Source organism: Burkholderia sp. MSMB1835, assembly GCF_001526365.1.
Classification (GTDB): domain Bacteria; phylum Pseudomonadota; class Gammaproteobacteria; order Burkholderiales; family Burkholderiaceae; genus Burkholderia.
This window is the reverse complement of record NZ_LOYP01000004.1, coordinates 1-13,622: the sequence shown is the minus strand read 5'-3', so window position 1 is coordinate 13,622 and position 13,622 is coordinate 1. Positions and strand designations below refer to the sequence as shown.

Here is a 13,622-nt window from a genome sequence, read left to right as displayed (position 1 = left end):
TTCGGGAAGCATTCTGGGTATTGCATGGAGGTGATGGGCCGCCGGTTTGTTATTGAGGAGTGCTCGTGGCCATGGCGGAGTTCGCGCCCGTCGACGCGGTCGGCGCGCCGGACGCGGACGGACCGATCTTCGCCGGATACTTGCCGACGATGTAGCCGTATAGCGAAGCCGGACTGATTTCGATGTCCGTATCCGACGCGCTCGGCGCTTTCGTCTTGATATCGAGCGTCTCTCCCGGCAGGATGTAGGTCCGGGGCAATGCAACCGCGGTCTTGCTTGGCAGAAGCGTCGCGGCTTGCGCCATGCGCACGACGTACGGGCCGGGATTCTTCACCGAAAATCCGGATGCGGTGCGCGACCATGTCAGCAGCTTCCACGGCTCGTCATTCCGGGCCAGATTTTTGGGCCGGATGATCACGGGAATGTTCTGCCTGATCGCGATGTGGACGGAGTTGTCGTCCTTGGGCGGCACGCCCTCGAAGCTCACGCGCTCGAGGTGCTCGACCTTGATGTCATCCTGGCTGGCCAGAAAGAACCGGACGACCTGCGTATCGCCCGGCTCGACCCGTGCGACCGGCGGGGTGACGGTCAGACGCTGCACCGGTTCTTCCGGGATCTTCTCCAGGCGCGTCACCATCAGCAACGGGCCTTTGTCGTTGTTGAGCACGCCAAGCGACGCCTCCCCCTTTCCTGCATCGACCAGTACCACCGAGGACTCGAGCTTGAGGTTGTCTGCATGGCTTGTCGTGCTTAACAGCGCGAGGCTGGCGAGAATCGGCATGCCATATTTATTAGTAATCCTGTTTTTCATGATAAGCACGAGAAAACACATCTTGAAGACGAGGCGCCGGCGAGACGGCGCCTCGAAGCCCTTACAGGTAATACACCGTGAACGTCGCGCTACCGTCGAACGTGATGTTGCCGCTCGTCGGCAGTGCGCTCGACTGGTTCACCGTCGGCGTAACGACGATGTTTGCAGTGAACGCCGAACCGGTCGATGCCGCCGTCGACGACGTGCTGTCCGCCCACGTGAGCAGGTTGGTGGCGTCGCTCGGGTTCACGACCAGGCCCGCCGACGTCGATGCCGCCGGCGCCAGCGTCTCGTTCGCCTTGGTGATCGTAGCGGGCGTCTTGGTCGTACCGTCCACGGCGAACGTATTGGCCGTCAGCGTGTACGCGCCGATGTTCCTCGAGCTCGCCTGGCCGAGACCGAACGAGTTCGTTGCGCTCGTCGTACCCGCGGCGATGCCCGACGCCCAGTTGGCCGTCAGCCCGCTCACCACGCTGGTTGCGCGGTTGTCCTTGACGCCGAATGCGACCTGCGTATTGCCGGTACAGGTGATCGTCAGCGGAACCGTCTGCGGGTTCGTCAGCACGGTGCCGGTCGCATTGTTGGAGATGCTGCTCAGCGGCGTCGTGCCGAATGCCGCCGTGCCGTTCGCGCCGAGCGACAGCGTGCACGACGGCGGCGTGATCGTGCCCGTCACCGTCAGCGTCGCGGTCGGGCCGGGAACGGGCGAACCGGCAAACGATGCGCTGGCCAGGCTCAGTGCGGCGCCAGCAAGCGCCGCTTCGATGATTCGTTTTTTCATGTCGTCCTCAAGCTAATGTGTCACGCCCGAACATCAGATATAGAAAATCGTGACGGTCGCGTTGCCGTCGAGCGGGATATTCGTGTTCAACGGAAGGGCGCTGATGTTGTTGATCGTCGGCGTGACATACAGATTGGCCGTAAACACCTGACCCATCGTCGGTGCAGTCGCGCTCACGCTCGAAACCCAGGTCCAGTACCCGCTCGGTTGCGAATACGCCTGAACGGTGGTCGCTGCCGAGTAAGGACCGAAGTTGCCCTTGCTGTCGGCGCCGTAGGTCGCCGCAGCCGCACCCGCGGTTCCATCGACTGCAAACGTGTCCGCGGTGATCGAGTACACGCCCACGGCAGTGGTCGTGCCGCTGACCGTACCGAGACCGTAGGCCAGATAGCGCGCGCACGAGGACGCGCATTTCGCAACAGTGCCGCTGTTCAGTTGCAACGTCACATTGCTGCCAGACGTAATGCTTGCCAGGCTGGCAGCGCGATTGTCCAAGACCCGGAATGCGATCTGCGTGGGCGCCGTACAGGACACGGTCATCGGAATCGCAGCCGACGTCGGCAGTGCGGTACCGGTCGTCGACGAAGCATTCAGCGACGTGCTGCTGATGGTGCCGAAATCGGCTTTGCCGCCGCCTTGCAAGGTGACGCTGCAGGTCCCGGGAACGAGCGCCCCGGTCACGGCGAGCGTGCCCGTTGCCGACGATGCAACCGGCGTCCCCGAAGATGCGGCGAAAGCCGTCGATGCGCTTGCGAGCAGCGAAATGGCCGCAAACAGGGTGAATTTCTTGTTGAGTTTCATTTCAACCTTCCACATGTCGATCAAATTTGTTCATCCGGAAAAAACCATCAATGAAATCCGTCCACCTCCTTGAAATAATCAGTTTCGTGTCACGACGACGAGTTCGACGCGTCGCCATTCAGACCAGATCGATTCGGCAATTCGTCTCTCTCCATGAATATCGATCTCCGATTGACGATCGATATCTTTGCAGCCAGCGTCACGTTGTCGAGTTTGGCGATCACGCTTTCCGCCACTTCGTTGTCGATCCAAAATCCTCGTGCTTCGTCCATCAATGCCTGTTGCAACGCCTGGATTCTGACTTCCCGAAATGTACTCACGTCTCATTCCTCAATAGCGTCCGCCACCCATCTCCGTCTTTCAGAATAAAAAGTGCGCATGCGGGGTGATGATGCGCAAAGTGTCCGGTCACGAGGATTACCGGACACGGCCAAAGCTGTATGAACCTCGACGTCTCGATGCACCGGGAACTGCGGCGGCATTATTCGCAACCGCCTCCCGCTACGCCGTTCCACGCCCCCTCCGTCGATTCGAGCTCGAAATCTCGCCTGTTCTTGCCTTTCAACCAGAGCGGCTCGCGCCCTCGTCCACTCCACACCGCCCCGCTTTGTGGATCGAAGTATTTCGGCTTGATTTTTCGCTTCTTTCCGCCAGGAAAAAGCTCGTTCGATTCGAAGTTGAATTCTTCGATCGCAAGCATGATTTCAATGAGAATCTCGTCGCGGACCAGCGCACGGTCCCTGGCGATCTGCGCCTCCAGCTCACATTTCCTCTGTATATATCTGGTGAATTTATCCATCGCACGCCCGACCCTATGCCTCTGCTCCGGACTTCAGTGTTTGACTAAATCCTTGACAGAATGACGATCCGAATCACCGACGTGTCATCGCCGCCCCATACAATCAGGAATCCATATCGATCGACATGGAGCTTCACGCTTCGAATCGATGCCAACGCCACCTCACTGCCTTGCCGAGTTCGCCGACGGGGACGCTCCGCTCGCGATCGGACATACGCTGATGCCGTACGAACGCCCAGCCGGCGTGACGAGCCAACTATCGATTGCCATACGAAGTCGTTTCGTCGTCTCTGTATGCAAAGGCGAACGACGCAGGAAAACGGACCAGTCGATTTGTTGCAAAAATCTCTATCGATCCCCCGACAGTGATTGTGCTTTTATATTTTCATGACTGCCGTCTTCCTCGGTCCGAGCCGAGACTGCTGCTCCCGGTGGGCATTCGGCATCGATGCCGCGCGGCACGATACCGTTGCGGCCGGTTGCCGGTACGGAAGGCGCCGAGCCTAGATGTCGCGGCGTGCCGTCAGATAGACCAGCCTGCCCGGCTGCAGAAACGCTTGATTGGTCGTTGCACCGGACTGGTAGAGCACGCGATCGAATACGTTCTTGACGCTGAGCGTGGTGGACCAGTGCTTCGCCCGATACCAGATGCCGAAGTCGGTTTGAGCCTGCCCCGGCAAGCGATTGCCACTGCCTTCCCGGACGAATGTTTCGGTACGCGCGAGCACGCCGATGCCCCCGCCCCAGCCCTTCAACCGTTCGCCCTGAAGGTCGTAGGTCAGCCACAACGAACCCGCGTGACGCGGCAGACCCGGGCCGCTTTGCACGGCATTGTAGGCGTAGCTCGCATTGAGGTTGAGGCCGGGCAACAACCGCCCCGTTGCGCCGGCCTCGACACCGCGGGTCACCTGTCCACTTTGCAGATCGACGAAGCCGGTACCCGGAATTTGCTGAACGACGGTTGCCGACTCGGTTCGAAACACGTCCGCGGTCAACGCCAGGCGATCGTCGAGCAGATTCAGCTTCAGGCCCGCCTCGACGGAACGTCCCGAATACGGCGGCGGCGTCCCGCCCGTCGTCAACGCATAACCGTGTCGCGGATAGAAGCTGCGCATCGAGCTCGCGTAGACAGACAAGGTGTCCGTCAGCTCGTAAAGCACGCCGAAATTGGGCAACCACGCATGCTGGGATGCCGCTGCGGGCGTCTGCGACTTCCCATAGGCGACGCTCGCCGTCACATGCAGCCGCCCCCACGACAATTGATCTTGCAGATACGTGTTGCTGAAGTAATTTTTCCCGGGATCGTTGTAGACGAACGACCCGTTATAGGGAGGCAATACCGGGCTCGGAAATGGCGCCGCGGGAAAACTGCCGTCACCGGCGGGGGCACTTGAACTTTCCCAGTTCACCGAATACTGGAACCCGGCGAGTACCACGTGCTTGACGGGGCCGGTCGAGAATCGGGCATTCAGGTTGTTGTCGGTCAATACATTGAATACATGGTGGTCGCCGGCCAGTGCATTGAAATAGGCCGAGTCGGGCGTCGAAGCAAAAGATGCCGGCCAGTATCCGGTATTCGAATATTTCTCGATATAGCGCGAATAAACGGTGCGACTTTCGATCGAGTAGACCTCGTTGAATCGATGCCTGAAATCGACGTCGACGTCGTCCGACTGGACGAGCGTCCCGCCAGGCTGGGCCGTCGGCAAGGACACTTTCGCCGGAGACCCGTCAGGGCCGAACAGCGTCGTCGCATTGAGCGGCACGTCCTGCACCTGATGACGGTAGCCGATGACGATCGATGCGCCCGCCGATTTCCAGCTCACCGACGGTGCCACGTAGAGGGATTTGGCGCCATCGTATCCATACGCGCTCTCGCCGGTTCTCTCGGCCGACAGGACAAAACGATAAGTCAGGCGCTTGTCGCCGCCGAACGGGCCACCCAGGTCGATCGCCTGCTTCCAGTCCCCGAACGAGCCGACCTGCATCGTCACCTCGCGCACCGACTTCCCGGTCGGCTGCTTGGTGACGACGTTGACGATCCCGCCCGGATCCATCGCGCCGGCCAGAATGGAGTCCGCGCCCCTGAGCACCTCGACCTTCTCGATGCCGTCGATCGGGATGCTCAACGCGCCGGCGACCTGCGAACCCAGCCCGAGCGCCGTCGGCAGACCGTTGACCGTCACCGGCGCATTGAATCCGCGGACGGTCGCCTGGGCCTGGACGCCGCCGTAATTGCTCGTCGTCACGCCGCCGAGATAAGCGAGCGCATCGGATACCGACTGCGTACCCTGACTCTCGAGCAACTTCCGGTTCAGAATCTGAATCGACTGCGGAAGCAGCGCGATGGGGGTGTCGGTGCGAGTCGCCGCGCTCGACGATTCGCTCACGAAGCCCGGCGCGTCGGAAATCGCGCTCGCATTGACCTCGATCGCCGGCAACACGGAATCGGTCGACTCCGGCAGCGCCGATTGCGGCGCCGAAGACGACGCCTCGATCACATAAGTCTTGTCGCCGCGTGCCACGGCTTTCAGTCCGGTGCCGGCCAACAGGCGATCGAGCGCGTCGCGCAAGGACATTTGCCCCGATACGGCCGGCGCTTGCCGGCCCGCAACGAGCTGGTCGGGCGCGAGAATGTTGACGCCCATGGCGCTCGCCAGACGGACCAGTGCACTGCTCAGCGGCTGGGCGGGCAGGTCGACGGCCGATTGAGCATGGAGCGGCGAACTGAACAGTATCCACAGTGCGGCAGCGACGCGCGCCCGTACCCCCATCCTGTTACCCGCTCCTGTTTTTCCCATGCTCGCCCGCCCCACTTCGTCCCTTTGCACCTGATCGACGCGACACACGCGCCACGCCCGTCTTTGTCGACGAGGCGAACGAGACGCAGGAAGGGACCAGTCGGCAGCCTGCCATTATTTTTACCCACAGCCGCCTTCGATAGCGGCAGTCCGCACCCGGGCGATCAGACGACGCAGGCCGCCGAGCGTATCAACGACGCGACGCAATCACGGCCGTACCGGCCGGCTGAATGTCGACGGTCACCGGCACGACGCTCGACAACGTCTTCAACAGCAAGTCGGGGTCCGCACTGGAAAACCCGCCCGTCACGCGATAGTCGCCCACCCGTGCATCGGCGAGCACGATCGGCTGCTTGCGATAGCGCTGCACTTCGTGGACGACGTCCCGCAACGGCGTCCCGTTGAATTGCAGACGGTTGTCCTTCCAGCCGACCATCGCATCGAACTGCTGCTGGTCCTGCAGTTCGACGTTCCCCACGCGATCGGCGCGTGCGGCCTGACCAGCCTGCAACGGCACCGGCGCGGCGCCGGCGGACGCGGTCAGCTCGACCCGGCCTTCCAGCACCGCAACGTCCACGCCATCGGTCATTTTCCGCACCGTGAAGCGCGTGCCGATATCCCGGACGTTGGCCGTGCCCACCGACACGTCGAACGACCGCACCAGGCTATGGGCAACCGAAAACAGCGCCTCGCCCCGTTGAACCGTCGCATCGCGCGAGCGGAGCCGGTTCACGAAGATCACTTCCGTATCGGTATTGAGCGTAACGTGACTGCCGTCGGCGAGTGCGACATCGACGTGCTCGCCGATCGAGGTTCGCAGGTGCTGGCTCGTCAGGATCGGGTTGACGATCCAGAGCGTCGAAATTGCGCCGAACAATGCGAGCGCGGCGCCATAGGTCGCTACGCGAACGCCCGTGCGCCGGCCGCTCGGCACGGGCTGGGAGATTCGCTCTTCGGCACGGGCAGGAGGGTGGACGGCGGGACCGACGTGCCGCTTGTACCGTCGGCCGAGGTCGTCGCTCAACGCGTCGACGACGCGCTCCGCCGCATGATGATCGGCCAGGTACTGGCGCCGTTCCGGATGATTGCCCGCCCACGATTCAAGCTCGATTTGCGCGCGCGACTTCTCCGCGTCGCTACCGAACGTCAGCGAAACGAGCAAGTCATCGGCTTTGTCTATCTCGGCCTGGGTAAGTGGCATGTCGACTGTCAACGGCGGCCCCGTGCAATGCGCGCGATTGCGCAGTTATAGCACAGCGTCCCGACACGCTTTCATTGCCTGAACCAGGTACTTCTTGATGACGGTCGGACTGATGTCCATTTCCTGCGCTGCCTCTTCGTACGAAAGGCCATGCAGCTTGCAAAGCACGAAGGCTTCGCGGCAGCGGGGCGGCAACCCGTCCAGCGCCCGCGTCACCTGATCGAGAGACTCGCGCGCGATGCATTCGCGCTCCGGCGTCACATCGGAACGCACGAGCCGGTCAATGCCTTCGTCGCCGACGTCTTCGCACAATTGCTGGGGGAAAAATCGGCGGCGTCGCGCCGCATCGATCTGCAAATTATTCGAAACATGGAACATCAGCGCAGCCGGCGACCGCACTTCGTTCTGCTGAGCGTAGCGAAGCGCCACCTCGAACGAAGCCTGCGCAAGATCGGCAGCGTCGTCGCTGCTCAGCCGCCTGGAAAGATAGCGGCGCAGGTCGCTGTAGCCTCGCAGAAGCTCGTCCAGCACGCCAGACATTTATCGCCCCGTTCGTCAGTCGAATGTCATGGGGCGCCGAAAATCCCGAGCGACCCCGCCCCTTTTTAACCGCGAGTACATATGGAGAATATCGCGTCAAAACCTTACGCCATGCGTACTGAATTCTCTCACAAGACTCATCCATCACTGTCAACAATTGAAAATTGGCTTTGACGATTCGAATCGAGGCAGTCCGGTCAATTCAGAAAACATTTAATTCGACGCCGGATTTGACCGCGCACGGCCCAATGCACGACATCACGAGTCAATACTCGACGAGTGTCGATGTTTCGGTAGCCGCATTGCGCACGGTCACGATGCGCGCAGGCGGAAAATTTGCCCAGACGATCCGGCTATTGCAGGCAACGAATGCCGAATCGCCGAGCGGATGACGGCCAGGCGGCCGCAAATCGTACGTGAACTGAATCATCACACCGTCGGCCCACAGCACACGACGGCATTGATCAACGATCACCGCCACGTCTTCACGCGGCAGCGTGCGCAGCGGCAGGCATGAGACGATCGCATCGACGCGAGCATCGGACGGCAGCAACCGCTCGAGCTGCCGCGCATCGCCCAAAACGATCGAGATGCCCGGAAAACGTCGTCGCAGGTGCTGCACGAACGCGGGCGAGCGTTCGACCACGACGAGGCGCTGTGGCGCGACGCCGCGCTGGAGCAACGCCGCGGTGATCGCGCCGGTGCCGCCGCCGAGTTCGACGACCAGCCCGTCGCCGTCCGGCACTGCATCGGCCATCTCGCGCGCCAGGTGCCGCGAACTGGGGCACAACGCGCCCACCAAGGCCGGACGATCGACCCACTCGCGCACGAACAGCGCCGAGACACGCCACGCGTTCGGCCACGTCATTGGCGCGCCTCGAGCGGTTGCGCCGTCGACTTCGACATGTCGACGACTTCATGGAACAGGGCTGCGGCGACACGGGGCTTGAGCATGCGCATCCTCCTGGAACGAATCGATCCGCCGCAGGGCGCAGCGATCCAATCGATTTTAGGAAAAGCAAACTTAAGGCGACGTGAAGATTGTCCCTGATTTACCCGATCAATTCGTGCCGGATCGGCGGCGCGCGCCCGTCCCGCTTGCGCCGCCCTCTCACCGCAAATTCGTTCGCGCCAGCTCGACGATCTCGTCGCCGCGCCCACTGAGGATCGCGCGCAACATGAACAGGCTGAAGCCCTTCGCATGCGCGAGCTCGATCTTCGGCGGCATCGCGAGCTCGTACTTCGACGTGACGACGTCGACCACGGCCGGCCCGTCATGCTCGAACGCCGTGCGCAACGCGTGCTCGACGTTCTCCGAATGCTCGACGCGCACGCTGAAAATACCGGCGCCCTTCGCGATCGCCGCGAAGTCGGTCGGGCTCAGGTCGACGTTCGTGTCGAGATAGCCGGCCGCCTTCAGCTCCATCGACACGAAGCCGAGCAGGCTGTTGTTGTACACGACGACCTTGATCGGCAGCTTCAACTGGCGTGCGCTCAGCAAATCGCCGAGCAGCATCGACAGCCCGCCGTCGCCCGACAGCGACACGACCTGCCGCCCCGGATGCGCGCCCTGCGCGCCGAGCGCCTGCGGCATCGCATTCGCCATCGACCCGTGGTTGAACGAGCCGTGCAGTTGCCGCTTGCCGTTCATCGTCAGGTAGCGCGCGGCCCAGAGTGTCGGCGTGCCGACGTCGGCCGTGAAGATCGCGTCGTCGGCCGCGACCTCGTCGACGATCTTCGTCAGGTACTGCGGATGGATCGCGCGGCCCGGCGGCTCGGCCACCGCGAGATCGTCGAGCCCCTTGCGCGCGGCCGCGTAATGCTTCAGCGCATTCTCGAGGAAACGCCGCTGCGTCTTGCGCGTGAGCCGCGGCAACAACGCCGCGATCGTTTCCTTCACGGTGCCGACGAGCCCGAGCGCGAGCGGTGCGCGATGGCCGAGCTGCGAGCCCTTCCAGTCGATCTGCGCGATCTTCGCATGGGTCGGATAAAACGGCCGGTACGGGAAATCCGTGCCGAGCATCAGCAGCGTGTCGCACGATTCCATCGCGTGATAGCCGGAGCTGAAACCGATCAGCCCGGTCATTCCGACGTCGAACGGGTTGTCCCATTCGACGAATTGCTTGCCGCGCAGCGCGTGCACGACCGGCGCGCCGAGCGTATCGGCCAGCGCGACCACTTCGTCGTGCGCGCCCTGCGTGCCGCTGCCGCACAGCAGCGTGACCGCGTCGGACCCGTTGAGCAGCGCCGCAAGCCGGTCGAGATCGGCATCGGCCGGCAGGATCGACGGCGGCGCCGCTTCGCTCCACGCCGGCGCTTCGTCCGGACCGTCGCCGAGCGCGATATCGCCCGGCAGCACGATCACCGCCACGCCGCGCTCGTCGATCGCGGTGCGCATCGCGCGCGCCAGCACGCGCGGGAACTGCGACGCGTTCGTCACGAGTTCGGCGAAGTGGCTGCACTCGCGGAACAGCTCCTGCGGATGGGTTTCCTGGAAGTAGCCGAGGCCGATCTCCGTGGACGGAATGTGCGCGGCGATCGCGAGCACGGGCTGGTGGTTGCGGTGGCAGTCGTACAACCCGTTGATCAGGTGCAGGTTGCCGGGGCCGCAACTGCCCGCGCACACCGCGAGCCGCCTGGTGGAGGCCGCATCGGCGCCGGCCGCGAACGCCGCACTCTCCTCGTGCCGCGTGTGCATCCAGCGGATCGAGCCGATCTGGCTCAAGCTGAACGACAGGCCGTTCAGGCTGTCGCCCGTCACGCCCCAGATGCGCTCGACGCCCGCAGCTGCAAGCGTCTTCGCCAGATATTCCGCCATCGTCTGTCTTGCCATGATGCCCTCACGGTTGGGTTGTCGCGACATGCAGCATCTGCCCTGCATCGGCGCATGATAGTCAAGGATGCGAACCCGCGTATGAACGGTGCAATCGCGATTCGTTCCGCACGGACGACCGACGCGCAACCCGCCGTCCTGCCGCGCTACAGCGGCAACGCATGCGTCGACAGGATTTCCTTGAGCACCATGAACGAGCGCACCTGCCGCACGCCCGGCAAGTAAAGCAACTGCTCGGCATGCAGCCGGTTGAAGCTGTCGTTGTCGCGTGTGCGCACCAGCATGAAGTAGTCGAATTCTCCCGTCACGACGTGGCATTCGACACACCCCGACACTTTCTGCGCCGCCTTCTCGAACGCGGCGAACGCTTCCGGCGTCGAGCGATCGAGTACGAAGCCGATCACGACCAGCATCCCGGCGCCGAGCGGCTTCGGTTCGAGCAACGCGACGATGCCGCGGATCAGCCCCATTTCCTTGAGCCGCTCGACGCGCCGCAGGCACGCCGGCGCGCTCAACTTCACTTTCGCCGCGAGGCTCACGTTCGAGATCGACGCATCCTGCTGAAGTTGCCGCAGGATCGCGCGGTCGATACGGTCGAGCGTCGGTGCGGCGTCGGCTCGCGATGCACTGCCGCCATCTAATTTCATTGCGTCAACTCCCATTTCGACGAATCGAAATTGCTCAAGCTGCATTCATATCGTCGATAACGTAGGTCGACACAATTCATTTCGCAAGCTCATTTCCCGCGCTTGTGCCTATCATTTTTTGCATCGGAGCCCGGCCTGCCGGCAGCGCCCGAACGATCCGCTTTCCCGTCTTGTTCCCCCTTTCCGGAGCCCCGCCGATGAACCTGCAACGCTTCCCCCGCTATCCGCTGACGTTCGGCCCGACACCCATCCAGCCACTCGAGCGCCTGAGCGCGCACCTCGGCGGCAAGGTCGAGCTGTATGCGAAGCGCGAGGACTGCAACAGCGGTCTCGCGTTCGGCGGCAACAAGACCCGCAAGCTCGAATATCTCGTTCCCGACGCGCTCGCGCAGGGCGCCGATACGCTCGTGTCGATCGGCGGCGTGCAGTCGAACCAGACGCGCCAGGTGGCGGCCGTCGCCGCGCATCTCGGGATGAAGTGCGTGCTCGTGCAGGAACACTGGGTCAACTACGAAGATCCGGTATACGACCGGGTCGGCAACATCCAGTTGTCCCGGATGATGGGCGCCGACGTGCGGCTCGTGTCCGACGGCTTCGACATCGGCATTCGCCGCAGTTGGGAAGAAGCGATGGAGAGCGTGCGGCAGGCGGGCGGCAAGCCGTATCCGATTCCGGCCGGCTGCTCCGAGCATCCGCTCGGCGGGCTCGGATTCGTCGGCTTCGCCGAGGAGGTGCGTGCGCAAGAAGCGGCACTCGGGTTCAAGTTCGATTACGTCGTCGTCTGCTCGGTGACGGGCAGCACGCAGGCCGGCATGGTCGTCGGCTTCGCGGCCGACGGGCGCGCGGATCGTGTGATCGGTATCGATGCGTCGGCGAAGCCGGAGCAGACGCGCGAACAGATCACGCGCATCGCGCGGCATACGGCCGAACTGGTCGGGCTCGGCCGCGATATCGTCGAACGGGATGTCGTGCTCGATACGCGGTACGGCGGACCCGAGTACGGCTTGCCGAGCGACGGCACGCTGGAAGCGATTCGCCTGTGCGCCCGACTGGAAGGGATGTTGACCGATCCCGTCTATGAAGGGAAATCGATGCACGGGATGATCGACAAGGTGCGGCGCGGGGAATTCGAGCCGGGGTCGAAGGTGCTGTACGCGCATCTTGGCGGGGCGCCGGCGTTGAGCGCGTACAACGAGATCTTCCGCAACGGTTGACGGCGCCGGTCGAGACTGCGCGCGCGGCGTTTCCGGCGTGCCCGACCGACGCACGTACGAAATGAAATGTCGCCGGCCAGCCGGCGACAAAAGATGCGGCCACGGATGTGGCGCACCTGAGGCACGCGATTCAATGCGCGCGGGGCATGTTCGACGGAACGCGCCGTGCGATGCAGCCGCCCCGGACGCGCCCGCTCAGTTCTGCGTGAGCGGATTCAGCGTCGTGCACAGGAAGCCCGTGCAGTTGGTCGGTTTGAAATAGAACGACGCGCTGCCGCCTCCCGTCACGATGTCGCTGAGATACGCGTATCCCTGAGCCGCCAGGTTATTCGACTGCTGAACAAAGGCAGCACCGGCCGTCTGGATTGCGGTCGACTGATAAGCGAAAGTGGGCGACTGCGTCTGGTCCTTCACATAGACCCATGCGACATCGCTCCCGAACATGTTTGCCCCCTTTGCACGAAAGCCCTTCGCCCCCTCGCTGTTGGCCTGCGCAACCAGATCAGCCACATTCGACGCTTGCGGCAGCGCTTCGTAGGTGTAAGTGGCGCTCGACGCGTTGTCCTTCATATACAGATTGCCGGAGCCCGATGCCACCATCATCGGACTGACGAACCAGTAACCCGACTGCCCCTGGCCATTTGCCTGCGCAAGAAACGCGGCTTGGCTGGTCGGCAACGCCGCACTCACGTACGAATAGGTGGACGACGAGCCGCCGTCCTTCCGATAGAGGTAGCCGTACGATAGCGGGCCGTCGTAACGGTAACCGCTCGCGCCCTGCGCGTTGGCTTGAGTAACGAAGCTCGCGACATCGGACGGTGCGTCCTGAAGCTGATATGTATAGGTCGGCGCCGTCCCGTCGTTCACGAAGATCGAAACCGTCGCATTGTCGGCCGAGTAAAAGTAGTCGCCCAGATAGCGATAGCCCTTTGCACCTTCGCCGTTGACGAGCGTCACGAAACTCGCCTTGTCCGATGCGATAGGCTTCGTCTCGTAGCGCAGCGTCACCGTGCTGCCGCCTGACCCGCCGCTTCCCGTGCCGCCTGAACCCGTGCCGCCTGAACCCGTCCCGCCTGAACCCGTTCCACCGCCACCGTTGTTGCTCGTCCCCGCCCCCCCGGACGCCGCGGGCGAGGAATTGTCGTCGCCGCCGCAAGCGGTCAGCGCAACGCAGGTCAATGCAATCAGTACAGC

Annotated in this window: 13 protein-coding genes; 1 reads left to right on the top strand and 12 read right to left on the bottom strand. The window is 63.0% G+C overall.

The genetic code is table 11. The features are described from left to right. Window positions 1–49 precede the first annotated feature (49 nt). The 11 genes from WS96_RS34300 to WS96_RS01760 all read right to left on the bottom strand — a co-directional run bounded on the left by WS96_RS34300 (window position 50) and on the right by WS96_RS01760 (window position 11,214). The gene (locus tag WS96_RS34300; RefSeq protein ID WP_257127911.1) at window positions 50–811 is read right to left on the bottom strand and encodes a fimbria/pilus chaperone family protein; all 762 of its coding nucleotides are present in this window, start codon (window positions 809–811) and stop codon (window positions 50–52) included. Window positions 812–872: 61 nt separating this feature from the next. Beyond that, on the bottom strand, window positions 873–1,592 hold the full coding sequence (locus WS96_RS01805) for a DUF1120 domain-containing protein (RefSeq protein ID WP_059830212.1): 720 nt from the start codon (window positions 1,590–1,592) through the stop codon (window positions 873–875). A gap of 33 nt (window positions 1,593–1,625) precedes the next feature. Next, window positions 1,626–2,393, bottom strand: coding sequence for a DUF1120 domain-containing protein (locus WS96_RS01800; protein ID WP_059830210.1), 768 nt, complete (start codon window positions 2,391–2,393; stop codon window positions 1,626–1,628). An 89-nt stretch (window positions 2,394–2,482) separates the two neighbouring features. After that, on the bottom strand, window positions 2,483–2,713 hold the full coding sequence (locus tag WS96_RS01795; protein ID WP_156443546.1) for a hypothetical protein: 231 nt from the start codon (window positions 2,711–2,713) through the stop codon (window positions 2,483–2,485). Between the two features lie 161 nt (window positions 2,714–2,874). After that, window positions 2,875–3,192: an H-NS histone family protein gene (locus tag WS96_RS01790; RefSeq protein WP_059830206.1), complete on the bottom strand. Its 318-nt coding sequence runs from the start codon at window positions 3,190–3,192 to the stop codon at window positions 2,875–2,877. Window positions 3,193–3,695: 503 nt separating this feature from the next. Continuing rightward, window positions 3,696–5,993 (bottom strand): TonB-dependent siderophore receptor, encoded by a 2,298-nt coding sequence (locus WS96_RS01785; protein ID WP_082720152.1) that lies wholly within the window; start codon window positions 5,991–5,993, stop codon window positions 3,696–3,698. A gap of 190 nt (window positions 5,994–6,183) precedes the next feature. Continuing rightward, window positions 6,184–7,206, bottom strand: coding sequence for a FecR family protein (locus WS96_RS01780; protein ID WP_156443545.1), 1,023 nt, complete (start codon window positions 7,204–7,206; stop codon window positions 6,184–6,186). 33 nt (window positions 7,207–7,239) lie between these two features. Then, window positions 7,240–7,734, bottom strand: a complete 495-nt coding sequence (locus WS96_RS01775; protein ID WP_059501742.1) for an RNA polymerase sigma factor — start codon at window positions 7,732–7,734, stop codon at window positions 7,240–7,242. A gap of 265 nt (window positions 7,735–7,999) precedes the next feature. After that, entirely contained in the window at window positions 8,000–8,602 is a 603-nt protein-coding gene (locus WS96_RS01770) for a class I SAM-dependent methyltransferase (protein WP_059830200.1), read from the bottom strand. A 243-nt stretch (window positions 8,603–8,845) separates the two neighbouring features. Then, window positions 8,846–10,567 (bottom strand): ubiquinone-dependent pyruvate dehydrogenase, encoded by a 1,722-nt coding sequence (gene poxB, locus WS96_RS01765; RefSeq protein WP_059830198.1) that lies wholly within the window; start codon window positions 10,565–10,567, stop codon window positions 8,846–8,848. A 146-nt stretch (window positions 10,568–10,713) separates the two neighbouring features. Then, window positions 10,714–11,214: an Lrp/AsnC family transcriptional regulator gene (locus WS96_RS01760; protein ID WP_059830196.1), complete on the bottom strand. Its 501-nt coding sequence runs from the start codon at window positions 11,212–11,214 to the stop codon at window positions 10,714–10,716. 197 nt (window positions 11,215–11,411) lie between these two features. On the opposite strand from WS96_RS01760, the gene WS96_RS01755 reads away from it, so the two are divergent. Beyond that, on the top strand, window positions 11,412–12,428 hold the full coding sequence (locus WS96_RS01755; protein WP_059830194.1) for a 1-aminocyclopropane-1-carboxylate deaminase: 1,017 nt from the start codon (window positions 11,412–11,414) through the stop codon (window positions 12,426–12,428). Window positions 12,429–12,623: 195 nt separating this feature from the next. Here the strand turns inward: WS96_RS01755 and WS96_RS01750 are convergent, their stop codons facing one another. Further along, a complete protein-coding gene (locus WS96_RS01750; RefSeq protein WP_059830603.1) occupies window positions 12,624–13,616 on the bottom strand; it encodes a hypothetical protein in 993 nt (330 codons plus the stop codon). Between the last annotated feature and the right edge of the window lie 6 nt (window positions 13,617–13,622).

Coding starts and splice junctions, on each gene's coding strand:
- WS96_RS34300 (WP_257127911.1), bottom strand. CDS start 811: ATGAAAAACAGGATTACTAATAAATATGGCATGCCGATTCTCGCCAGC.
- WS96_RS01805 (WP_059830212.1), bottom strand. CDS start 1,592: ATGAAAAAACGAATCATCGAAGCGGCGCTTGCTGGCGCCGCACTGAGC.
- WS96_RS01800 (WP_059830210.1), bottom strand. CDS start 2,393: ATGAAACTCAACAAGAAATTCACCCTGTTTGCGGCCATTTCGCTGCTC.
- WS96_RS01790 (WP_059830206.1), bottom strand. CDS start 3,192: ATGGATAAATTCACCAGATATATACAGAGGAAATGTGAGCTGGAGGCG.
- WS96_RS01785 (WP_082720152.1), bottom strand. CDS start 5,993: ATGGGAAAAACAGGAGCGGGTAACAGGATGGGGGTACGGGCGCGCGTC.
- WS96_RS01775 (WP_059501742.1), bottom strand. CDS start 7,734: ATGTCTGGCGTGCTGGACGAGCTTCTGCGAGGCTACAGCGACCTGCGC.
- WS96_RS01770 (WP_059830200.1), bottom strand. CDS start 8,602: ATGACGTGGCCGAACGCGTGGCGTGTCTCGGCGCTGTTCGTGCGCGAG.
- poxB (WP_059830198.1), bottom strand. CDS start 10,567: ATGGCAAGACAGACGATGGCGGAATATCTGGCGAAGACGCTTGCAGCT.
- WS96_RS01760 (WP_059830196.1), bottom strand. CDS start 11,214: ATGAAATTAGATGGCGGCAGTGCATCGCGAGCCGACGCCGCACCGACG.
- WS96_RS01755 (WP_059830194.1), top strand. CDS start 11,412: ATGAACCTGCAACGCTTCCCCCGCTATCCGCTGACGTTCGGCCCGACA.